18 protein-coding genes and 1 pseudogene are annotated in these 21710 nt (G+C 72.4%); 9 read left to right on the top strand and 10 right to left on the bottom strand.

Going from position 1 to position 21710, the window contains the following annotated elements; all coding sequences use genetic code 11:
* Positions 1–6: 6 nt before the first annotated feature.
* Entirely contained in the window at positions 7–1140 is a 1134-nt protein-coding gene (locus P3T41_RS26460; protein ID WP_280693010.1) for an extracellular solute-binding protein, read from the bottom strand.
* Positions 1141–1307: 167 nt separating this feature from the next.
* On the opposite strand from P3T41_RS26460, the gene P3T41_RS26465 reads away from it, so the two are divergent.
* The 3 genes from P3T41_RS26465 to P3T41_RS26475 are packed head-to-tail and all read left to right on the top strand — an operon-like array spanning position 1308 to position 5631.
* Positions 1308–3536, top strand: coding sequence for an MMPL family transporter (locus P3T41_RS26465; RefSeq protein ID WP_280693011.1), 2229 nt, complete (start codon positions 1308–1310; stop codon positions 3534–3536).
* A 3-nt stretch (positions 3537–3539) separates the two neighbouring features.
* Entirely contained in the window at positions 3540–4241 is a 702-nt protein-coding gene (locus tag P3T41_RS26470; protein WP_280693012.1) for a response regulator transcription factor, read from the top strand.
* Positions 4198–5631: a HAMP domain-containing sensor histidine kinase gene (locus P3T41_RS26475; protein ID WP_280693013.1), complete on the top strand. Its 1434-nt coding sequence runs from the start codon at positions 4198–4200 to the stop codon at positions 5629–5631. The genes P3T41_RS26470 and P3T41_RS26475 overlap by 44 nt, the downstream gene beginning before the upstream one ends.
* 14 nt (positions 5632–5645) lie before the next feature.
* On the opposite strand, the gene P3T41_RS26480 is transcribed toward P3T41_RS26475, so the two are convergent.
* The 9 genes from P3T41_RS26480 to P3T41_RS26520 all read right to left on the bottom strand — a co-directional run bounded on the left by P3T41_RS26480 (position 5646) and on the right by P3T41_RS26520 (position 15013).
* Positions 5646–6776 carry a glycoside hydrolase family 3 N-terminal domain-containing protein gene (locus P3T41_RS26480; RefSeq protein ID WP_280693014.1) on the bottom strand — a complete coding sequence of 377 codons (1131 nt, stop codon included), beginning with the start codon at positions 6774–6776 and terminating at the stop codon, positions 5646–5648.
* A 135-nt stretch (positions 6777–6911) separates the two neighbouring features.
* The gene (locus P3T41_RS26485) at positions 6912–7973 is read right to left on the bottom strand and encodes a phosphatidylinositol-specific phospholipase C domain-containing protein (RefSeq protein ID WP_280693015.1); all 1062 of its coding nucleotides are present in this window, start codon (positions 7971–7973) and stop codon (positions 6912–6914) included.
* A 165-nt stretch (positions 7974–8138) separates the two neighbouring features.
* Positions 8139–8879, bottom strand: coding sequence for an amino acid ABC transporter ATP-binding protein (locus P3T41_RS26490; protein WP_280693016.1), 741 nt, complete (start codon positions 8877–8879; stop codon positions 8139–8141).
* On the bottom strand, positions 8876–9790 hold the full coding sequence (locus P3T41_RS26495; protein ID WP_280693017.1) for an amino acid ABC transporter permease: 915 nt from the start codon (positions 9788–9790) through the stop codon (positions 8876–8878). Before P3T41_RS26495 ends, P3T41_RS26490 begins: the two co-directional genes overlap by 4 nt.
* A 14-nt stretch (positions 9791–9804) precedes the next feature.
* Entirely contained in the window at positions 9805–10674 is an 870-nt protein-coding gene (locus P3T41_RS26500) for an ABC transporter substrate-binding protein (RefSeq protein ID WP_280693018.1), read from the bottom strand.
* A gap of 226 nt (positions 10675–10900) precedes the next feature.
* Positions 10901–11752, bottom strand: coding sequence for an SAM hydroxide adenosyltransferase (locus P3T41_RS26505; RefSeq protein ID WP_280693020.1), 852 nt, complete (start codon positions 11750–11752; stop codon positions 10901–10903).
* A 263-nt stretch (positions 11753–12015) separates the two neighbouring features.
* The gene (locus tag P3T41_RS26510; RefSeq protein ID WP_280693022.1) at positions 12016–13203 is read right to left on the bottom strand and encodes an XdhC family protein; all 1188 of its coding nucleotides are present in this window, start codon (positions 13201–13203) and stop codon (positions 12016–12018) included.
* Positions 13204–13213: 10 nt separating this feature from the next.
* Entirely contained in the window at positions 13214–13921 is a 708-nt protein-coding gene (locus tag P3T41_RS26515) for an SRPBCC family protein (RefSeq protein WP_280693023.1), read from the bottom strand.
* Positions 13922–14005: 84 nt separating this feature from the next.
* Positions 14006–15013 carry a LysR family transcriptional regulator gene (locus P3T41_RS26520; protein WP_280693025.1) on the bottom strand — a complete coding sequence of 336 codons (1008 nt, stop codon included), beginning with the start codon at positions 15011–15013 and terminating at the stop codon, positions 14006–14008.
* 243 nt (positions 15014–15256) lie between these two features.
* Between P3T41_RS26520 and P3T41_RS26525 the strand changes: the two genes are divergently transcribed.
* The 6 genes and pseudogenes from P3T41_RS26525 (at position 15257) to P3T41_RS26550 (ending at position 21663) form a co-directional block, all read left to right on the top strand.
* Complete coding sequence (locus P3T41_RS26525) at positions 15257–16138, top strand: xanthine dehydrogenase family protein subunit M (protein ID WP_280693027.1); 882 nt, start codon at positions 15257–15259, stop codon at positions 16136–16138.
* A 23-nt stretch (positions 16139–16161) separates the two neighbouring features.
* Positions 16162–16665, top strand: coding sequence for a 2Fe-2S iron-sulfur cluster-binding protein (locus P3T41_RS26530; RefSeq protein ID WP_280693029.1), 504 nt, complete (start codon positions 16162–16164; stop codon positions 16663–16665).
* Positions 16662–19028: an aerobic carbon-monoxide dehydrogenase large subunit gene (locus tag P3T41_RS26535; protein ID WP_280693031.1), complete on the top strand. Its 2367-nt coding sequence runs from the start codon at positions 16662–16664 to the stop codon at positions 19026–19028. The genes P3T41_RS26530 and P3T41_RS26535 overlap by 4 nt, the downstream gene beginning before the upstream one ends.
* Before the next feature lie 26 nt (positions 19029–19054).
* Positions 19055–19204, top strand: a pseudogene (locus tag P3T41_RS26540) (XdhC family protein); the annotation flags it as partial.
* A gap of 250 nt (positions 19205–19454) precedes the next feature.
* Positions 19455–20408, top strand: coding sequence for a MoxR family ATPase (locus tag P3T41_RS26545; protein ID WP_280693033.1), 954 nt, complete (start codon positions 19455–19457; stop codon positions 20406–20408).
* On the top strand, positions 20401–21663 hold the full coding sequence (locus P3T41_RS26550; protein ID WP_280693035.1) for a VWA domain-containing protein: 1263 nt from the start codon (positions 20401–20403) through the stop codon (positions 21661–21663). The genes P3T41_RS26545 and P3T41_RS26550 overlap by 8 nt, the downstream gene beginning before the upstream one ends.
* The last annotated feature ends 47 nt before the right edge of the window (positions 21664–21710 follow it).

A 21710-nucleotide genomic window follows, 5' to 3' on the forward strand; every position in this document is an offset into this window, starting at 1 on the left:
GCGGGGTCAGTGGCCCAGGGCCTTGTTCCAGCGGTCGGTGATGGCCTTCTGCTGGTCGACCACGTCCTGGGAGACCGGGACGAGGTAGGTGGTGTTGGCGGGCACGTGCTTGGCCAGATCGGTCAGATCCGCGGTGCAGCCGCTCGCGGACCGGAAGTCGTTCATCGAGGCCTCCATCCCGGCCGCGCACATCACCTGCTGGCCCTCGGCGCTGTAGAGGTAGTCCAGGAAGAGCTGGGCCGAGGCGGGCGACGCCGCGCCGGCGGTCTGCGTGATCAGCCGCGGCACCAGCGGGGTGGCGTCGCTCATGTACCCGTAGTCGGCCAGGCCCTTGTACTGCGGGACCACGGCCTGGGCCAGCCCGCTGGAGAGCCAGGCGACCGAGGCACCGCCCTGGGCCAGGTACTGCATGCCGTCCAGGCCCTCGTCCATGGTCCTGGTGTGCGGGCCGTAGGCGTCCAGCCGGCCGTAGGCGGTATCGGCGCCCAGGATGTGGGTCAGGCCGTAGACCGCCTCGTAGCCCAGCGGGTTGTTGGGCGAGTAGCTGACCAGCGGGAAGTGGGACGGGTCGTTCTTGACGCTCGCGGCCAACTGCGCGTAGCTGGTGGGGATCTGGCTCCCGGACAGCTCCTTGGTGTTCCAGGCGACCAGCACCGGGTCGGGCGACATCACGTACACGCCGTGGCCCTGGTCGGTGTAGCTCGGAAAGTTCGCCAGGCCCTGCGGGGTGACGCCGGCGAACAGGCCGTTCTGCTCGCCCTGCAGCACCTGGGCGATCGAGTCGGAGATCAGCAGGTCGGCGCTGCGGGCCTGCTGCGCGTGCTCGGACTGGTACTTGCTGTAGACCTGGTTGTCCGAGAGCTGCGAGTACGCCGGCTTGATCCACGGGTACGTCTTGGTGAAGTCGTCCAGCAGCGGCTGGATCACGGCCGTCGGCGCGTTGCCGTACATGATCAGCCCGGACTCGCCGTGCGACTTGGTGACCAGGTCGGCGACCGCCGCCGGAGCGGCGGGGGTGGCGGCGGCGGGCGGCTGCGCCGAGGTGGAGCTCTTCGAGCAGCCGGCCATGGCCGCGCCCAGGGCGAGGGCGGTGACCGCCAGGGCGGTGGCGGAGCGAGAGCGAGAGCGACGAGCGAGCATCATTGGCCTCTCTGAGCGGCAGCAAATTTGCTATAGCAGACTGCATGATGCGAGGCCCCAACGCGAGACCGGCCGGTTAAGGGAATCGAAAGGTGCCCCCTCCTAGCGTCGTGAACGTCGCTGGCCCGTGCCCCTGCGGACCAGCCCGCTCCTGGAGGTGGTTCTTCGTGGAACGCTTCGCCGCGTTCGTCATGCGGCATCGCGTGTGGGTCAGCCTGGCCTGGGTCGCGCTCACTGTCGTCGGGGTGCTGATCGCGCCCCAGGTCGCCGGCCGTCTCAAGAGCGGTACCACGGTCAACACGGCCAGTTACCACGCCAACACCGCGATCGCGAAGGAGTACGGCGGGGCCGGCGCCAACCCCAGCGTGCTGGTCGTCGACCTGCCGCGGGGCGCCACCGCCGACAGCCCCGCCGTGGCGGCCGGCCTCGCCGCCGCCGACCGGACCGCCACCGCCGTCCCCGGGGTGCGCGACCTGTCCTTCGCCAACACCGGTGACCGCGCCCTGGTCGGCGCCGGCGGGACCTCCACCCTGGTGATGGTCTACCCGCCCGAGCCCGGCATCGCGGTCGCCCCGCCGGTGCTGGACGCGATGAGCAACGCGATCACCCACGCGGTCCCCGGCACCACCGTGCACCAGACCGGCATCGAGCAGCTCAGCGCCGGCGGCACCAGCGGCGGGTCCAGCGTGCTGACCGAGCTGCTGGTCGGTGTGGGGCTCGCCCTGCTCGTGCTGGCCTGGGTGTTCGGCTCCGCCCTCGCCCTGCTGCCGCTGCTGTCCGCCATCATCTCCGTGCTGACCATGCAACTGGCCGTCTGGGGCCTGACCTACGCCACCAACATCGCCATCAACCCCTCGGTGCAGTTCATCGTCGCCCTGCTGGGCCTCGGCCTCTCGATCGACTACGCGCTGCTGCTGGTCAACCGCTGGCGCGAGGAGCGCGACCAAGGCGCCGACAACAGGCAGGCGGTGCTGCACTCGCTGCACAAGGCCGGGCACTCGGTGGCGTTCAGCGCGCTGATCGCCTCGCTGGGACTGTTCGCGCTGATGGTGGTCCCCGTCTCGTTCCTGCAAGGCGTCGGCCTGTCCGGCCTGTTCATCCCCTCCATCGCGGCGCTGGTGGCGCTGACCACCATCCCGCTGCTGCTGGTCACCGTCGGGCCGCGCCTGGACCGGATCCGGCTGCACCACCGCAGGAGCACCGCCTCCGACACCATGTGGACCCGCACCGCGCGCACCATCGTGGCCTGGCCCAAGACCGCGGCCCTGCTCGGCGCGGGCATCCTGGGCACCCTGTGCGCCTTCGGACTGACCATCAACATCGCCGCCCCGGCGTCCACTTCACTGGCCGCGAACGGCCCGGCGCAGCAGGGTCTGGTCGCGCTGCAGCACGACGGGTTCCCCACCGGCGTGTTGACCCCGGTCCCGATCGAACTCCCGGCCGGCACCGACCCCGCGAGCACCGCTGCGACCCTGCGGGCCGTACCGGACCTGCACGGCGTCCTGGTCGCGAACACCCCGGCCTGGCAGCACGCCGGCAGCTCGGTGATCATGGGCCTGCCCAACAGCGAGATCGGCACCGCCCACGCCGGCAGCGCGCTGGCGAACCTGCGCGCCGCGGCGCCGCACAACGCGATGATCGGCGGCGACCAGGTCCAGGCGAGCGATGTCGCCCACATCATGTCCTCCTGGTTCCCGCTCCTGCTGGGCCTGGTGGCCCTGCTGACCTTCGTGCTGCTGGCCCGGGGCATGCGCTCGCTGCTGCTGCCCGCCAAGGCCGTCGCCCTGAACGTGCTGTCGGTCGGCGCCGCGTACGGCGTGCTGGTGCTCGTCTGGCAGCTCGGCTGGGGCTCGAACGCCCTGTGGGGCATCCCGGCGACCGGATCGATCAGCCCGTTCGTGCCGATGCTGCTCTTCGGCTTCCTGTTCGGGGTGTCGATGGACTACGAGGTGTTCATCCTGTCCCGGATCCGCGAGGCCTTCGATCGCACCGGACGCACCAACGACGCCGTGGTCGAAGGCGTCTCCAGGACCGGACGGCTGGTCACCAGCGCCGCGCTGATCCTCTTCCTGGCGCTGATCTCGCTCTCCTCCTCGCCGGACGTGACGATCAAGATGATGGCCACCGGCATGGCGGCCGGCGTGCTGATCGACGCCCTGGTCGTGCGCACCCTGCTCACCCCGGCGCTGGTGGTGCTCTTCGGGCGCGCCAACTGGTACCTGCCCGGCTGGGCCGCCCGGCTGCTGCGGGTCGAGCCGAGCGCCCCGACGGCGGACCCGCAGCGCGAAGGCGCGGGGCACGAAGGCGCGGAGCACGAAAGCGGTGAGCACGACGGCGAGTACGAGCACGACGGCGCGATGAGCGCGGCGGGCACCCACCCGTCCGGGCAAGCTTGAGCCATGCGCATCCTGGTGATCGAAGACGACGAGGCCCTCGGGGCGTCCCTGACCTGGGGACTGCGGGCCGAGGGCTACGCCGTGCAGCTGTCGGCCGACGGCACCGAGGGGCTCTGGCAGGCGACCGAGCACGACTTCGACCTGATCATCCTCGACGTCATGCTCCCCGGCCTGGACGGCTACCAGATCTGCGCGCGGCTGCGCGAAGCCGGGAACTGGACGCCGATCCTGATGCTCACCGCCATGGACGCACCCCTCGACCAGGCCGAGGGACTGGACCTGGGCGCCGACGACTACCTGACCAAACCCTTCGTCTATCCGGTCCTGCTCGCCCACATCCGCTCGCTGCTGCGGCGCGGCGCGCCCCCGCGCCCGGCCCTGCTGCGGGCCGGCGAGCTGACGCTGGATCCGGCCACCCGGGTGGTCCGCCGCGCCGGCCGGGCGATCGCGCTGACGCCGGGTGAGCTCGCGGTGCTGGAGTACCTGCTGCGGGCCGAGGGTCGCGCCGTCTCCAAGAGCGAACTGCTGGAACACTGCTGGGACACCGCCTCGCAGGCCGACCCGGCCGTGGTCGAGGTCCGCGTGCACCACCTGCGCCGCAAGATCGACCAACCGTTCGCCACCCGCACCATCGAGACGGTCCGAGGATCGGGGTACCGCATTGACCCGCACCACGACCCGCAGCACGACCCGCAGCACGCCTAGCCGTTCGCTGCGGCTGCGGCTCACGCTGCTGGCGACGCTCGCCATCACCGTGACCGTCACGCTCGCCACGGCCGTCCTGGTCATCACGCTGGTCAGCTCGGTCCGGTCGAACGTGGTGACCACGCTGGACGCCTACGCGGACTCGGTCGGGCACTCCGCCGTCGACGGGCGCTGGCCGCAGCCGCTGCCGCCCTCCCCCGGCGACCGGACCGTGTGGGCCCAGGTGGTGAACCCGGACGGCACGGTGATCGCCGCCACCGCCAACGTCGCGGGCCAGCCCGCCCTCTACACACTGGCCCCCGGCAGCACCTCGCCCCACCCCGCACCCGGCGCGCCCGGCCACGGGGACGAACAGGTGATCGCCCAGCGCTACGTCATCGGCACGCAGCCGGTGGTCGTCTACGCCGGCGGCTCCACCGAACTGCTCGGCATCCTGACCAACGACATCCAGGGGCACCTGCTCTACGTCGTGCCGCTGGTCCTGCTCGGCTCGGTCGGCGTCTCCTGGCTGCTGATCGGCCGAACCCTGCGCCCGGTCGAACGGATCCGCGCCGAGGCCGCCGAGATCACCGGCAGCGACCTGCACCGGCGGATCCCCGAGCCGGACAGCGACGACGAGATCGGCCGCCTGGCCCGCACCCTGAACACCATGCTCGACCGCCTGGAGGCCTCCGCCGCCCGCCAGCGCCGCTTCGTCGCCGACGCCTCCCACGAACTGCGCACCCCCCTCGCGGCCGTGCGCACCTCGATGGAGGTCGGTCTCGCCCACCCGGACCTGGCCCCCTGGCCCGAACTGGCGAGCCGTACCGTGGCCGAGACCACCCGGCTGCAACGCCTGGTCGACGCACTCCTGTTGCTGGCCCGCTCCGACGACGACACCCTGTTGCGCCACCGCGAGCCGGTCGACCTCGCCGCGCTCGCCCGGACCGCGATCGACGCGGCGCCGGCGCGGGTCGCCGTCGAGCCGCACGCCACCGGCACGGTGCACGTCCTCGGCGACCCCGACCAGCTCACCCGGCTGATCCGCAACCTGCTCGACAACGCCGAGCGCCACGCCGACCAGCACATCGAGGTGACCGTGACCACGGACGGTCCGGCCACCGCCGTCCTCACCGTCGCCGACGACGGCCCGGGCATCGCGCCCGAGGACCGCGACCGCGTCTTCGACCGCTTCGTCCGCCTCCAGGCCGCCCGGACCCGCCACGCCGGAGAGGCCACCGGCACCGGGCTCGGACTGTCGATCGCCCGCGACATCGCCACCGCCCACGGCGGCACCATCAGCGTCGGCCCGACCACCACGAGCGGCGGCGGCCAGGCGGAACGCGGTGCGACGTTCACCGTCCGCCTGCCCGCCCTCTCCCCCGACGGCTCCGCAGGAATTGCCCGCTGACCAGGCCGAGCGGCTCAGCGCAGGGTGTTCCGGAGGTCGACGATCCGGTGCAGCGCCTGCTCGAACTCCCTTCGTGCCAGGTCGCCGCAGTCCAACGCGCTCGCCAACCCCTCGACCACCGCCTGTCCGTGCGACACGTCACGGGTCGCCTCCAGGATCAGGTCCATCCCGGCCCGGGCCGCCGTCACCGCGTTCTGCGCAGGGGTACCGAACGCGCTGATCGCGCCCGCGTTGATCGCGTCGGTGACGGTCACCCCCTCGAAGCGGTGCCGCCGGCGCAGCTCCCGGTGGATGATCCGCGGGGAGAAGGCCGCAGGAACGCCCGGGTCCAGGTTGGTGTAGATCGCCCAGCTGACCATGACCAGCTTGACTCCGGCGGCGATCGCCGAGGTGTACGGGTGCTCGTCGATGCTGCGCAGGTCGGCCAGCGGTGTGGTGAGGGTGACCGGTCCCAGGTCGGTGTTCTGCTGGGCGGTGGCCGGGCCCAGTCCCGGGAAGTGCTTGGCGGTGGCCGCGACGCCGACGGCCTGCTGCGCCCCGATGAAGGACCGGCCGCAGGTCGCCACCACCTCCGGGTCCGAGCTGAACGACCGTTGGAACTGGTCGTCGAAGTCGCCGGGCGTACGGAAGACATCCAGCACCGGCGCCAGGTTGAGGTTCACTCCGGCCCCGCGCAGCAGCAGCCCGGCGTCATGGCCGGCGCTCGCCGCGGTCGCCGCCGGGTCCGCGGACGCACCGATCTGCTTCGCCGAAAGCACCGGAGCTCCGGGCAACCGCCGCACCAGGCCGCCCTCCTGATCGGTCATCACCAGCAGCGGGGCATCCACCGGGCTGCTCCGGTTGGCGTCGTGCAGCTGCTGGACGGCGGCGGTGATCTGCGGCAGGCCGGTCACGTTCTCGCCGAAGAGGATGACCCCGCCGCACTCGCCGGCGGCGATCGCGTCGAGCAGGCTCTGCGGGACGGTGGGACCGGGATAGGAGAAGATCACTCGCTGTCCGGCGAGCTGACGTGGCGTCAGATGCCGCGCCGGGCGGGCGGTGGCGGCGCTCGCGGGCGTGGTCAGGCCCAGTCCGGCCGCGGCGGCGAGGCCGGCACCGGCGAGCAGTGTGCCACGGCGGGAGAGCTGGGTCCTCGAGCAGTCCATGACGTACCTCCGGTAGATTCCCCGAGCACCGGTCTACAGAAGCTGCTCACGCCTGCCGTGGAGCCACGCCCGGCTGTCCCCGATCGGCCTACGGTCCGTGACGGCGGGCCTCGCCGTCACGGACCGGGTCCCGTCCTAGCCGCGCGGGAGCTGCTGACCCAACACCGTCGGCAGACCCGTCCAGTCGCAGGAGACGAACGAGGCGTGCGCGGCCGCGAGTCGGGCCACCCGGGCGAGTGCGTCGGCCTGGCTCGGGGCGGTGTCGGAGAGCGTGGGGTTCACGTTCTGGGCGTCGGTCATGACCAGCAGGTAGTGGTTGGTGTCGTACCAGGAGGTGTCGATGCCCCCGTCGACGAAGGCGTGCGCGTCGCCGTCGAAGACGACGAACCACGGGCGCAGCGAGGTGTCGGGGTAGCGGGTGCGGGGGTCGCCGGCGGCGGCGCCGAGGACGGAGGGGAAGATCTGCGCCTGGTCGAGCGTGCCCGCCGCCTGGAGCGCGGCCAGGTGCTGGGCGTACTCGGTGTCGGTCCACAGGTGGTCGAAGGGGTTGTTCATCTCGAACGTCCCCGGGATCGCCTCCAGGATCACCTTCCCGGCCAGCGCCGAGCGCGTCGGCCAGTTCCCGGCGCGCGCCGCCGCGTCGAGCGTCGGGTAGCCGCCCAGCAGGTCGGCCGGGCGGTAGACGTCCGCGCCCAGGTGGGCCTGGACCAGCGCGTCCAGCTCGGTCGGGCCGAGGCCGATCGTGGCGTCGAATCCCGCCTTCATCTCCAGCTTGACCATGATCGGCGGGTGGCCGGGGTGGGCCGCGAGCCAGATCCGGATGTCGTCCAGGCAGCTGCCGAGGTCCTTGTTGGCGCCACCTTGGTAGAGGTCGGCGGTGGTGGTCGCGTCGACGCAGTTGTTCTTGTTGCCCAGCGGGTTGGAGTGACTGACCTTCCACTCGTGGGTGAAGGGATCCACCCAGGTGTCCAGCTCGATCAGCGAGGCCCCGGTGTCCAACGCGTTGGCCAGGAAGGGGAACTGGGTGGTGTCGTCGTAGGTGTTGTGGAGGCCGACCGAGGTGCCGGCGGCGAGCGAGAGGCCACCGGTGTCGGCGGCGAGGGACGACCCGGTGGCGAGTGGCAGTGCGAAGGCTACGGCGGCGAGCACGGTGGCCACGCGGCGAACCGGACGGGCGAGCGCAGGCAGGAAGGACATGGGACCTCCGGGAGCGGGGGTGGGCCTTCTGGCATGTACGCGGGAGAGGGTAGCGCGGGACGGTGGCGCCGACATGTCGCTGCGTCAAATAGCCGTGGCGAATCATGGTCGGTCAAGTCGTGGCCGCAGCAGCCGTGTTGCCGCGCGGCCGTCCCCCGACAGTCCCTACCGTTCCAGCACGCGGGAGAGGAAGCGCCGGGTCGACCCGTGGCGCGGGTCGGTGAGCACCTGCTCCGCGGTGCCCTGCTCGCGGATCACGCCGTCCTCGAGGAAGCAGACCTGGTCGGCGGCCTCCCGGGCGAAGCCCATCTCGTGGGTGGCCATCAGGATGGTCAGGCCCCGCTGCTTGAGGTCCGCGACCACGTCCAGCACCTCTCCCACCAGTTCGGGGTCGAGTGCCGAGGTGATCTCGTCGAAGAGGAGCAACTCCGGTTCGGTGGCCAGCGCGCGGGCGATCGCGGCACGCTGTTGCTGGCCGCCGGAGAGCCGGTCCGGGTAGTCGTGCGCCTTGTCGGCCAGTCCCAGCCGCGCCAGCAGCTCCCGCGCCGACTCCTCGGCCTGCTTGCGCGGCACCTTGTGCACCTGGCGCGGCGCGAGGGTGATGTTGTCCAGCACGCTCAGGTGCGGGAACAGGTTGTAGGCCTGGAAGACTATGCCGATCCGCCGGCGGGCGACGTTCGCGTCCAGGCGGGGATCGGTCAGCTCGGTCGCGCCCAGGTGGACGGTGCCGTCGTCGACCACGTCCAGCAGGTCCACGCAGCGCAGCAGCGTCGACTTGCCGGAGCCGGAACCGCCGATCAGGCAGACCACCTGGTGCTCGGCGACGTCCAGGTCGATCGAGCGCAGGACCAGCCGTGAACCATGGCTCTTGCGCAGGCCGCGAATCCGCAGCAACGGCTCGCTCATGCTCCCGCCTCCGCCCAGGTGCGCTGCGCCGCACGGCGCTGCAGTCGATCGGCGTACCTGGTCAGCGGGATGGTCACCGCGATGAACAGGAGCGCCGCCCCCAGGTAGGGGGTGTAGTTGAACGCGAAGTCCGCCTTGATCTGCGCGACCCGCAGCGCCTCCAGCGGCCCGAGCACGGCGACCAGCGCGGTGTCCTTCTGCAGCGCGATGAAGTCGTTGAGCAGCGGCGGCAGCACGTTGCGCACCGCCTGCGGCAGGATCACCCGCCGCAGGGTCTGCGCCTCGCTCAGGCCGAGCGCCCGCGCGGCGTTGCGCTGCGCGGGGTGCACCGAGTTCAGCCCGGCCCGCAGCACCTCGCCGACGTAGGCGCCGTAGGAGAGCACCAGCGCGATCACCCCGAGGACCCACGGCTGGGTGGGGGTGCCCTGCAACTGGAGCGCCGGGAGTCCGAAGCCGACCAGGAAGACCAGCAGCAGGGTCGGCACCCCGCGGAACACGTCGACGTACAGGGTGGCGGCCAGCCGCACGGGTTGCAGGCCCGGCGCGCGGGTCACCCGCACCAGCGCGACCAGCAGGCCCAGGGCCAGGATCAGCACCTCGGCGATCAGGAACATCTGGATGTTGAGCAGGAAGCCGCTCAGGATCGCGGGAAGCGTCCTGCGGAACTCCGCGCCGTCCAGGAAGAGGCTGTGCACCCGGTCCCAGCCCGGCGAGGCGACCGCGGCCGCCCCCACCGCCAGCAGGAAGGCCAGGGTGCAGAGGGTCGCGATCCAGCTGTTGCGCCGCTTGCGGGTCCGGCGGAACCGCTCGCGCTCCTGCTGCAGGGGGCTGGGGCGGTACTCCTGCCCCGGTGACGCCTGCCCGGACGGCTGGGCCGGCTGGTTCAGCTCGGCGGTGGGCTGCTGCTCCACTGTTCGACCCGCGCTTACTTGAGCTCGGGGGCGTTGGCCGAGGCCGACAGCCACTGGGAGGTGATCCGGTCGAGCGTGCCGTCGGCCTTGAGCCCGGCGAGCGCCTGGTTCACGCAGGAGGTCAACCCGCTGCCCTTGTGCAGCAGCAGGCCGAACTGCTCCGGCGTGCCGCCGTCGTAGCCGAACTGGCCGACGATCTTTCCGTTGTCCAGCTCCGAGCCCGCCAGGTAGAAGACGGTCGGCAGGTCGGTCACCACCACGTCGATCTGACCGTTCTTCAGCGCGTTGACCTCGTCGTTGGTGGTGTTGAAGACGCTCGGCTGCTGGGTGGGCTTGATCTGGTCGAGTACCGCCTGGTAGCTGGTGGTGGCCACCTGGACGCCGATCCTGGCGTCCTTGAGCGCGGCCAGCGAACCGGCCCCCGCGTACTTGGACTTGTCCAGAACCAGCACGGCCTGACTGGCCGTGTAGTAACTGGTGGAGAAGTCCACCGCCTTGGCTCGCTCCGGAGTGCTCGAGATCTCGTTGATGTCGAAGTCGAAATCCTTCGCCCCGGGGGCATAGGAATTGTCGAACGGTTCGACCGCCCACTTGACCTGACTCTGGGTGAAGCCGAGCTTGGCGGCCACCGCATAGGCCACCGCGCTCTCGAAGCCCTTGCCGTCGGCCGGGGCGTTGCTGTCGAACCACGGCGCGTAGGCCGGGGAATCGGTGGCGACGGTCAGTTGGCCCTGCTTGAACAGGTTCGGACTGCTCGGCGAGCAGGCGGCGGCACCGGAGGCGGCGGACGAGGCCGTGGCCTGCGGCTGGGGTGCGCAGGCGGCGGCCGTCAGCACGACGGCGGCCCCCAGCGAGACGGCAACGGCCTTACGGGCACGGGACATGGGAGATTCCTTGCAGAGATGTCCAGAACGGACGGTGCGGAGAGAGGGGCTGGGACGGTGCACTCGGCAACGCGGATCAGCAACACAGATCAGCGGCGCAACGCACGTGGTCGACATGGCGGCGGCGTACCAGCGGGAGGGTTCCGGACATGCGCTTCAGCATTCCGGGCGGCGCGACGCGCTGTCAATTGAGGTGATTACCGTTCGGTAACGCCCGGACAACATGTCAGCTGGTGAGATGAAAGACCCGATCACCTTCGCGCAGGCCGAACATTTCGGCCGCCGAGCCACCGCGTACGACCAGTTCGGCGAATCCGAGGCCCGAACTCCCCGTGGTGATCCCCGGTTCGCCGTACGGGACATCGGGCAACCGGTCGTAACAGCGCACCCGGACACTGCCGCCGTCGCGGCCACTGCGGACCGGCAGACCGGCCACCTCCTGGTAGCCGGGGATGGCGGCGGCGGGCCGGTCGAGCTTGCAGTTCCCGAAGTTGTCCACCACGGCGACCCGCACCGCACCGGCCTCCCCCGCCTCCTGACCGGGTGTCACCAGCGCGTGCGGCCGCGCGGGGACCGGGCGGCCGTCCACCAGCCAGCGGGCCAGCAGCGGCACGTACCAGAGGCTGCGGAACTGGGTCCGCGCGATCTCCTCGACCTCGGCCGGCGCCAGCTCGGCCCACTGGGCGGCGGCGGCCTCCAACACCTCGCGCACGTCGGTGACATGAACCTCCGTCAGCCCCAGGAAGGTCGACAGGGGCGCCAGCACCCTGGGGTTCAGGGTGCTGATCACCAGGTGCTCCCGGTGGCGGAAGTAGCAGAACGGCGCTCCGTTGGGCCAGTGGCCGTCCCGCGGCGCGATGTTGACCAGCACGACGGCCGGGTGCGTCGGTCCGCCGACCAGGTCGGTGGCGCGCAGCAGGTCGAGCAGCGTGAGCGCGGCCACGCCTTCCGGGTCCGGCCCGGCCAGCGGGAGGACGCTCGGCGTGGCACCGAACAGGGCGGCGATCCTGGCGGACTGCCGGGCCAGCGCGTTCGGGTCGGCACAGTCGGTGAGGGAGATGACCGGTGGCTGGGTCATGGCGGGGGTTCTCCTGCGGTATCGAGACAAGGTATCGGGACAACAAAAAACGGACCCTCCGTTTCCGGAGGGTCCGTCGCGTCCTGCGCGCACACGGCTTCGCTAGCGAAGCGCCTCCGAAGTTCGGGGCATCATTCGCATCATGGCGAGTGCGGTGGTGTGCAGCATGGGGCGGACTCTAACACCACGCGGGGCCGCATCCACCACCCCGACCAGCATGCGGACCGCGCTGCGGTCGTCACACGATGGACAGGATGGAAGCGTCAGTCTGCCGCGAGCCGGGCCGGCGACTGCTCGCCCAGCGCCAGGGCGGTGTGGATGGGCCCCTCGGTGCGGGCGAGCGGCCGGCCGGTGCCGCCCCAGCGGACGGCGATGATCTCGGCGGCGATGGAGACGGCCGTCTCCTGCGGGGTGCGGGCGCCGAGATCGAGCCCGGCCGGGGCGGACAGTCGCGCCAACTCGACGTCGTTCAGCCCGACTTCGCGTAGCCGGGCGAGCCGGTCGCGGTGCGTGCGACGCGAGCCCAGCGCGCCGACATAGGCGAGCTGGGGCAGGCGCAGGGCGCAGCTCAGCAGCGGGACGTCGAACTTGGGGTCATGGGTCAGCACGGCGACCACCGTCCGGTCGTCGATCCGCCCAGCTTCGGCCGCCTCGGCCAGGTACTCGTGCGGCCAGCGCACCACCACCTCGTGCGCGTGCGGGAACCGGGCGGCGGTGGCGAAGACCGAGCGCGCGTCGCACACCGTGACCCGGTAGCCCAGGAATGCGCCGAGTTCGGCGAAGGCGGCGGCGAAGTCGATGGCGCCGAACACCAGCAGGCGGGGCGGCGGGACGAACGAGCAGACGAAGACGGCCAGTCGGTCGGAATCGGCCGACGCGTCGCCGTCCACGCAGCGGCCCGCCAGGTCGTACTCGCGCAGCGCGGTCGTGCCGTGGTCGAGCAGGCCCCGGACATCGATGGTCACCGCGCGGTCGAGTGCGGTCGAGCCCAACGTGCCCGCGTCGCGGTCGGGCCAGACCACCAGCCTGCTGCCGATCGCGCCCGGCCCGGCGTCCGGACCGGTCACCACGGTGGCCACCGCGACAGCCTGACGATCCGTCAATGAGCGCATCAGGTCGGGCAGTTCGGGGAAGGTGCGACGGGACACCGGCTCGACGAAGACCTGGATGGTGCCGCCGCAGGTCAGCCCCACCTCGAAGGCGTCGTCGTCACTCACCCCGTAGGTCCGCAACACCGGGCGTCCCGAGACGCGCGCGGCGCTCGCCTCCTCGTACACCGCGCCCTCGACGCAGCCGCCCGACACGCTGCCGACCACGGTGCCGGCGGCGGACACCGCCATGGCGGCACCGGGCCGGCGCGGCGCGCTGCGGAAGGTGCGGACCACGGTGCCGAGCGCGAAGGTCTCACCCGCCAGGTACCACGGGTACACCTCGTCGAGGATGTCGCGCACCTGGTCCCCCTCACGGCCGGGGTCGGTGGCAGCAGCGGGCCCGGCGCAACCCGAGCGCGAGGCCGAGCAGGGCCAGTGCGGCGAGGGCGACCGGAGCCAGGCGCCTGGCCACCGGCCCACGGGCCAGCGCGAGCAGGTCGAGCGGCTCGTTCTCGGCCGGGGCGGCGGTCGGCAACGGCGCCGGCGCTACAAGTGGTGCGGGGGCTTCGGGTGCTGCTTCGGGCGCTGCAGCGGCTTCGGGTGCTACGGCTGCGGCTGCGGGCTCAGGCTCACGCTCGGTGGCCAGGCGTGCCTCCAGGCAGTCCACGAACCGGGCCAGCAGCTTGCCGCTGATCTCCGTCATGACGCCTTTGCCGAACTGGGCCACCTTCCCCGTGACGCTGAGGTTGGTCTCCACCGTCACCCGGGTGCCGTCGCCGTCCGGCACGAGCCGCGCGGTGATGTGCGCGTCGGCGTTGCCCTGGCCGTGGGTGTCACGTCCGGTGGCCTTGAGCCGGACGGTGCGGGTCGCCTCGTCCCGCTCCTCGAACGAGGCGGTGCCCCGGTACTGGACGGTGACCGCGCCCACCCTGATCTTGACCGTCCCGTGGAACACGTCGCCGTCGACCTCGGTGAGCTGGGCCCCCGGCATACAGGGGGCCAGCCGCTCGACGTCGGTGAAGAGCTCCCAGGCCGGTTCCATCGGCAGGCTCACCCGGAACTCGTTGCTGAACTCCATGCGGACGAGCCTCCTTGCCCGGAGCGACCCCCCTCGTGCAACGGTTCGCCGCAGCCCCGCCATTCCCGCGCGGCCACGCGCCGGTCAGCTCCACAGGCTCACCCGCACCGTGGGCCGGTAGTGCCCGACCGGCACCCCGGTGTCCCGGGCCAGCAGGCTCTGCACGGCAATCGGGGTGGTCACGAAGCGGCACAGCGCGGAGGCGGTCGGCGAGCGCCGCTCACCGGGCAGCGCGCTGGCCCGCAGCACGCCGTTGATCGGTGTACCGGGGACGGCGACCACGGTGAGCGATCCGTGGCGCAGTTCGTCGCGGACCAGGTGCAGCAGGGCGACGGACAGCCCTCCCCCGGCCACCGCCGCGCCCAGTGCCGCGCTGGTGCTGGGGAAGACGGACGCGTCGGCCTCGCCGACGCCGTGCCGGGTGAGGAAAGCGCCGCCGGGCGTGCCCGGATCGAGCCCGCCCGGGCCGAGCAGCCAGTGCGCCTTCGGCAGGCGGCCGACCGGCAGGTGCAGCCGACCGCCGGCCAGCCGGTCGAGACCGGAGCCGGCGCAGTTCCTCGCCGCGACCACGACGAGCTGGAAGCGCAGGAACGGGATGTGCTCGAAGGTGTCCGGGCCGGGCGGGCCGGCGCTCCCGCTCTGGTCGGCGCCCGCGAGGCCGACCACCACGTCGGCTCGCCGGTCCAGCAGCAGTTCGGCCAGCGCGCTGGACGGCACCGTCAGCGTGGTGGTCTCGACGTCCGGGTGCCGGCGCACGAAGGCCTCCAGCAGCGGCGGGGCGATCTGCTCGGCGAGTTGCTCAGTGGTGGCCAGCCGCAGGTAGCCGCCCTCCGTGCCGGCCGCCCGGACCTGCCGGCGGGTCTCCTCGGCCAGCCCCACGATCTCCGCCGCGCCCGCCGCCAGCCGCCGCCCGCCCGGGGTCAGCGCGATGCCGCCCCCCGCCCGGACGAAGAGCCGGTCGCCGAACTCCCGGCGCAGCGCCGCGATCGCGCCCGACACGGCGGGCTCGCTGACCCGCAGCGAGATCGCCGCCGCCTTGACCGAGCCGAGCCGGGCCACCGCCAGGAACGCCCTGAGCTGGGTGAGCGTCATCGCCGCCTCCCGTCGTCCGCCCCCTCGTCTACAGCCCCCGTCGTCCGAGCCTCCCGTCGTCCGCTGCTCCACGTCGTCCGCCGCCTCGCACCGTCCGCAGCGGATTTCCGCCCTGAGGATGTCAGCCGTGGCGGGCTCTTAACCATTCCCCTAAGTCGGCTTTGACCTGGGCGGTTGCCGGGGTCACCGTGCAGGCGTGCGGCAGTGCGGCCGCGCGCGGCCCGTGATCGTCAGGAGGCCACCGTGCAGGTTCCCGCGTCATTCGAATACCGGCGGGCCCAGAGCGTGCCGGACGCCCTCGCGCTGCTGGAGCGGTTCGGGGAGGACGCCCGGGTCATCGCGGGCGGGCACAGCCTGCTGCCGATGATGAAGCTGCGGCTGGCCCGTCCGGAGTTCCTGGTCGACATCAACGACCTGCACGAGCTGGACTATCTGCGGCAGGAGGGCGCCGAGTTGTGCATCGGGGCGCTCACCCGCCACCGTGGCCTGCTGGAGTCCGAGCTGGTCGGCCGGCTCTTCCCGATCTTCCACGACGCCGAGCGGGTGATCGCCGACCCGCCGGTGCGCAACCGGGGCACCATCGGCGGCTCGCTCTGCCAGGCCGACCCGGCCGAGGACCTCTCCGCCGTCTGCACGGCCGTGCGTGCGGTGGCCGTGGTGCTCGGTGCCGGTGGACGGCGTTCGGTGCCGATGGCGGACTTCTACCGGGGACCGTACGAGACGGATGTGGGCGCCGGCGAGATGCTGGGCGAGATCCGGGTGCCGATCCTGCCGGACTCCGGCAGCGCCTATCAGAAGGTCGAACGGAAGACCGGGGACTGGGCGATCGCGGCCTGTGGCGCCGCCCTGTCGCTGGCGGACGGGCGGATCGCCTCGGCCGGGATCGGGCTGGCGGCGGTCGGCGTCTCGGCCGCCGGGTACCGGCGGGCCGAGCAGGCGCTGGTCGGCCGGGAGCCGTCCGAGGAGGTCTTCGCCGAGGCCGGTCGGTTGGCCGCCGAGGACTGCGAGCCGGTGACCGACACCCGCGGCACCGCCGCGTACAAGCGCCACCTGGCCGGCGAACTCACCGAACGCGCCCTGCGCCTGGCCGTCGAGCGGGCCCTGCGGCCCGCCGCCGCGGCCTGACCGAGCCGGAAGGACGGCTGACGATGCAGGTCACCATCAATGTCAACGGCGAGGACCACACCGCCGACGTGGAGCCCCGGCACCTGCTGGTCCGCTTCCTGCGCGACGACCTCGGCCTCACCGGCACCCACTGGGGCTGCGACACCAGCAACTGCGGCACCTGCGTGGTGCTGCTCGACGGCGAGCCGGTGAAGAGCTGCACGATGCTGGCCGTCATGGCGGCCGGGCACCAGGTGCGCACCGTGGAGGGACTGGAGACCGCCGACGGGCTCGACCCGGTCCAGCAGGGGTTCATCGAGCAGCACGGGCTGCAGTGCGGCTTCTGCACGCCGGGCATGATGCTCACCGCCCGTGCGCTGCTGGACCGCGATCCCGATCCCTCCGAGCAGCAGATCCGGGAGGCGATCTCCGGCCAGCTCTGCCGGTGCACCGGCTACCTGAACATCGTCCGCGCGGTCCAGTGGGCCGCGCACCACCCGGCGGCGGCCGCCGCTGCCACCGCCCCGAGCGCCGGGAGCACGCCATGACCGCTGTGGAAGAGCCGGTCGTCGAGGAGCGTCCGATCGGCTACGGGCGGCTCAAGCGCAAGGAGGACCCGCGCTTCGTCCGCGGCAAGGGCCACTACGTGGACGACGTCCAGCTGCCCGGCATGCTGCACGGCGCCGTGCTGCGCAGCCCGCTGGCGCACGCCCGGATCGTGTCGATCGACACCTCGGCGGCCGAGGCGCACCCCAAGGTCCGCGCGGTGATCACCGGCGAGGCGCTGGCCGGCCTGGGCCTGGCCTGGATGCCGACGCTGTCCATGGACACCCAGGCCGTGCTGGCCACCGACAAGGTGCGCTTCCAGGGCCAGGAGGTGGCGTTCGTGGTGGCCGACGACCACTACGCGGCCCGCGACGCGATCGAGCTGATCGACGTCGAGTACGAGCCGCTGCCCCCGGTGATCAACGCGCGGCACGCGCTGGACGCGGACGCCCCGGTGATCCGGGATGACCAGGAGGGCCGCACCGACAACCACGTCTTCGACTGGGAGGCGGGCGACAAGGCCTCCACCGACGCGGTGTTCGCGGACGCCGACGTGGTGGTCGCCCAGGACATGCTCTACCCGCGGGTGCACCCCGCCCCGCTGGAGACCTGCGGCTGCGTGGCCGACATGGACCCGGTCGACGGCAAGCTCACCCTGTGGGCCACCACCCAGGCGCCGCACGCCCACCGCACCCTCTACGCGATGGTCGCGGGCCTGCCGGAACACAAGATCCGGGTGATCTCCCCGGACATCGGCGGCGGCTTCGGCAACAAGGTCGGCATCTACCCCGGCTACGTCTGCGCGATCGTGGGCTCGATCCTCACCCACAAGCCGGTGAAGTGGGTCGAGGACCGCTCCGAGAACCTGATGAGCACCTCCTTCGCCCGCGACTACCACATGCACGGCGAGATCGCCGCGACCCGCGAGGGCCGGATCCGCGCCGTCCGGGTCAAGGTGCTCGCCGACCACGGCGCGTTCAACGCGACCGCCCAGCCCACCAAGTACCCGGCCGGCTTCTTCCACGTCTTCACCGGCTCCTACGACATCGAGGCCGCGCACTGCGCGGTCACCGGCGTCTACACCAACAAGGCACCCGGCGGGGTCGCCTACGCCTGCTCGTTCCGGGTCACCGAGGCGGTGTACCTGATCGAGCGGCTGGTCGACTGCCTGGCGGACGAACTGCACACGGACCCGGCCGAGTTGCGGATGAAGAACCTGCTGCGCCCCGAGCAGTTCCCGTATCCCAGCAAGACCGGCTGGGAGTACGACTCCGGCGACTACCCGGCCACCCTGCGCAAGACGCTGGAGCTGGCCGGCTACGACGCGCTCCGCCGCGAGCAGGCCGAACGGCGCGCGCGCGGCGAACTCATGGGCATCGGCCTGTCGTTCTTCACCGAGACGGTGGGCGCCGGCCCGCGCAAGGACATGGACATCCTGGGCCTGGGCATGGCCGACGGCTGCGAACTGCGGGTCCACCCGACCGGAAAGGCGGTGGTGCGGCTCAGCGTGCAGACCCAGGGCCAGGGCCACGAGACCACCTTCGCCCAGATCGTCGCCGAGGAGTTGGGCATCCCGCCGGAGGACATCGACGTGGTGCACGGCGACACCGACCAGACGCCGTTCGGGCTCGGCACCTACGGCAGCCGCTCGACCCCGGTCTCCGGCGCGGCGGCGGCGATGGTGGCCCGCAAGGTCCGGGACAAGGCGCGGATCATCGCCGGTGCCATGCTGGAGGTGTCCACCGAGGACCTCGAGTGGGAGAAGGGCCGCTGGTTCGTCAAGGGCGACCCCACCGCGAGCCGGACGATCCAGGAGATCGCCCTCGCGGCGCACGGTTCGCTGGAGCTGCCCGACGGCGTGGAGGGCCACCTGGAGGCCACCACGGTCTACAACCCGCCCAACCTCACCTTCCCGTACGGCGCTTACCTGTGCGTGGTGGACGTCGACCCGGGCACCGGCGCGGTGACGGTGCGCCGCTTCGTCGCGGTCGACGACTGCGGCACCCGGATCAACCCGATGATCATCGAAGGCCAGGTGCACGGCGGGCTCGCCGACGGCGTCGGCATGGCGCTGACCGAGATCATCAGCTTCGACGAGGACGGCAACTGCCTGTCCGGGTCCTTCATGGACTACCTGGTGCCCACCGCGCTGGAGGTGCCCGCCTGGGAGCTGGACCACACCGTCACGCCCTCTCCGCACCACCCGATCGGGGCCAAGGGGGTCGGCGAGTCGGCCACCGTCGGCTCACCCCCCGCCATCGTCAACGCGGTGCTGGACGCGATCGGCGTGCGGCACGCCGACATGCCGCTCACTCCCGGGCGGGTCTGGCTGGCGATGCACGGAGGCGTGGAGGCGCCGCAGTGAGTACCGACACGGTCCTGGAGCAGCGGATGGCCGAACTGACGGATCGTCAGGTCCCGTTCGTCAAGGCCACCGTGGTCCGGGCGCTGCACCCGACCAGCGCGCACCCGGGGGACATCGCGCTGGTGCTGGAGGACGGCCGGATCGAAGGGTTCGTCGGCGGCGTCTGCGCCGAGGCCACCGTCCGCCTCCAGGCGCTGCGGCTGCTGAGCAGCGGGGAGTCGCTGCTGTTGCGGATCTCCCCCGACGCCCCGGCGCAGCCCGAGGCCGCGCCGCCGGACGACACGGAGGGCACCGAGGGCACGCTGCTGGTGGCCAACCCCTGCCTGTCTCGGACGTCCGGGGGCACCGCCACTGGTTCTGCTCGACCGGCTGCCGCGACCGCTTCGAAGCCCGGACCGCCGAAGGCTCTCAGCCTGCGGAGCAGCCATGACCGAGGCCGGCGCCGGGGCTGCAACCGGGACGGACCCGCAGGCGCAGGCGGCTCGGGCGGCCGTGCTCCGCGCCGCACCGGACCCGCGGACGCTGCGCGCCGCCCTGGACTCCCTCGGCTACCTCACCGACACGGGTCTGACCACCGCGCTCTACCTCGCGCTGCGGCTGCCCCAACCCCTGCTGCTGGAGGGCGAACCGGGCGTCGGCAAGACCGAGGCCGCCCGGGCGCTGGCCGGTGTGCTCGACAGCCCGCTGATCCGACTCCAGTGCTACGACGGGCTGGACGCGGCCGAGGCGCTGTACGAGTGGAACTATCCGCGCCAGTTGCTCAGCATCCGGCTCGCCGAGAGCCGCGGCATCACGCTCTCGGAGGCCGACCTCTTCTCCGACGCCTTCCTGCTGCGCCGCCCCGTGCTCGCCGCGTTGACGCACCCGGGTCCGACCCCCGCCGTGCTGCTGATCGACGAGATCGACCGGGCCGACGACGACTTCGAGGCCTTCCTGCTGGAGGTGCTGGCCGAGGCCAGCGTCACCATCCCGGAGCTCGGCACGGTGCGGGCCACCGTCGCTCCGGTCGTCGTCCTCACCTCCAACCGGACCCGCGACCTGCACGACGCGCTGAAGCGGCGCTGCCTCTACCACTGGATCGACTACCCCGACACGGACCGGGTCGTCGAGATCGTCCGGCGCCGCGTCCCCAGCACCACCGCCTCGCTCGCGGCCGAGGTCGCCGGCGCCGTGCGGCGGCTGCGCACCCTGGAGATCCAGAAGCCCCCCGGCATCGCGGAGAGCATCGACTGGGTCAGCGCGCTCACCCTGCTCGGTGTGGAGCAACTCGACGCCGAGGCGGCGGACCAGACCCTCGGGGTCCTGGTCAAGTACCGCGAGGACCACGAGCTGGTCCGCGAGCGCGGCCTGGCCTGGCTGGCCGGCACCTCCGATGACTGAACACTCGGGCGTCCCGCCCTCCGTCGACTGGCCCGCGTTCGCCGCCCGGTTCGGCGCGGCCCTGCACCGCGCGGGCGTGCCGACCACGCCCGAGCGCGCGGCCCGCTTCCTGGACGCCCTGCGCCTGCTGCCCCCCGTGGACCGGGCGGCGCTCTACTGGGCGGCCCGACTGGCCTTCGTCACCGCGCACGAGCAGATCGACCCGTTCAACCAGGTCTTCACCGTGCTCTTCGGCGGGCAGCGCGATCCGGCCGACTCCCGGGGCTCCCCCGACAACCCGCCGCTGCCCGGCTTCGAACCCGCGCCGGGCGGACCGGCACCGGCCGCAGGGCCGCCAGCCACCCAGCGGTCGGCCCGGCCGCTGCCGAGCGGCCCGCCGCACCCCGATCCGGCCGACGAACCGTCCGAGCAGCCGACCGGCACCGGCGAGCAGCGGCTGGTCGGCAGCACCGCGGAGGTCCTCGCCCAGCAGGACTTCGGCACCTTCGGACCTGGTGAACTGGCAGAACTGGACCGGGTGTTGGCCAAACTGGTGATCAGCCTGCCGAGGCGCCGCAGCCGGCGCCGGCAGGCCGATCGGGGCGGCCGCCACATCGACCTGCGCCGAAGTCTGCGGAGCAGCCGGCGCACCGGCGGCGAGACCGTCCGGCTGGCCCGCTCGCGCGGGCGCCTGCGCCATCGTCGGCTGGTGCTGCTGTGCGACATCTCGGGCTCCATGGAGCCGTACACCCGCGCCTACCTGCGGATCTTCTCCCGGCTCTGCTCCCGCCCCGGAACCCCGGTGTCCGCCGAGATCTTCGTCTTCGCCACCCGGCTCACCCGCCTGACGCCCGTGCTGCGGCACACCGCCCCGGACACCGCGCTGCGCCGGGCCGGCCGGGCCGCCCCCGACTGGTCCGGCGGCACCCTGATCGGCCGCGCGCTCGGCGAGTTCACCGACCGCTTCGGACGCCGCGGCATGGCCCGCGGCGCGGTCGTGGTGATCTTCTCCGACGGCTGGGAGGGCGAGGACCCGGCGGCGGTGGGCCGGCAGACGGCCCGGCTCAGCCGGCTCGCACACCGGATCATCTGGGTCAACCCCCGCAAGGCCGCCCCTGGTTACGCCCCGCTCGCCGGCGGGATCGCGGCAGCGCTGCCGCACTGCGACGCCTTCGTGAGCGGGCACAGCCTGGCGGCGCTGCCGGAGGTCTTCGAGGCGATCGCCGGGACGGCTGCCCGGCAGCCGACACACCGGGGCCCGCTCCCGCCGCGGTAGCGGCGATGCCTTCGTACGTCTCAAGCCTGTGCTGGACGAGCGGCACG

Source organism: Kitasatospora sp. GAS204B, from assembly GCF_029892155.1.
Lineage (GTDB): Bacteria > Actinomycetota > Actinomycetes > Streptomycetales > Streptomycetaceae > Kitasatospora.

Excerpts from the sequence above, each read along its gene's own strand:
- P3T41_RS26460 (WP_280693010.1), bottom strand. The coding sequence starts at position 1,140 with ATGCTCGCTCGTCGCTCTCGCTCTCGCTCCGCCACCGCCCTGGCGGTC.
- P3T41_RS26470 (WP_280693012.1), top strand. The coding sequence starts at position 3,540 with ATGCGCATCCTGGTGATCGAAGACGACGAGGCCCTCGGGGCGTCCCTG.
- P3T41_RS26480 (WP_280693014.1), bottom strand. The coding sequence starts at position 6,776 with ATGGACTGCTCGAGGACCCAGCTCTCCCGCCGTGGCACACTGCTCGCC.
- P3T41_RS26485 (WP_280693015.1), bottom strand. The coding sequence starts at position 7,973 with ATGTCCTTCCTGCCTGCGCTCGCCCGTCCGGTTCGCCGCGTGGCCACC.
- P3T41_RS26490 (WP_280693016.1), bottom strand. The coding sequence starts at position 8,879 with ATGAGCGAGCCGTTGCTGCGGATTCGCGGCCTGCGCAAGAGCCATGGT.
- P3T41_RS26500 (WP_280693018.1), bottom strand. The coding sequence starts at position 10,674 with ATGTCCCGTGCCCGTAAGGCCGTTGCCGTCTCGCTGGGGGCCGCCGTC.
- P3T41_RS26505 (WP_280693020.1), bottom strand. The coding sequence starts at position 11,752 with ATGACCCAGCCACCGGTCATCTCCCTCACCGACTGTGCCGACCCGAAC.
- P3T41_RS26515 (WP_280693023.1), bottom strand. The coding sequence starts at position 13,921 with ATGGAGTTCAGCAACGAGTTCCGGGTGAGCCTGCCGATGGAACCGGCC.
- P3T41_RS26520 (WP_280693025.1), bottom strand. The coding sequence starts at position 15,013 with ATGACGCTCACCCAGCTCAGGGCGTTCCTGGCGGTGGCCCGGCTCGGC.
- P3T41_RS26530 (WP_280693029.1), top strand. The coding sequence starts at position 16,162 with ATGCAGGTCACCATCAATGTCAACGGCGAGGACCACACCGCCGACGTG.
- P3T41_RS26535 (WP_280693031.1), top strand. The coding sequence starts at position 16,662 with ATGACCGCTGTGGAAGAGCCGGTCGTCGAGGAGCGTCCGATCGGCTAC.
- P3T41_RS26545 (WP_280693033.1), top strand. The coding sequence starts at position 19,455 with ATGACCGAGGCCGGCGCCGGGGCTGCAACCGGGACGGACCCGCAGGCG.
- P3T41_RS26550 (WP_280693035.1), top strand. The coding sequence starts at position 20,401 with ATGACTGAACACTCGGGCGTCCCGCCCTCCGTCGACTGGCCCGCGTTC.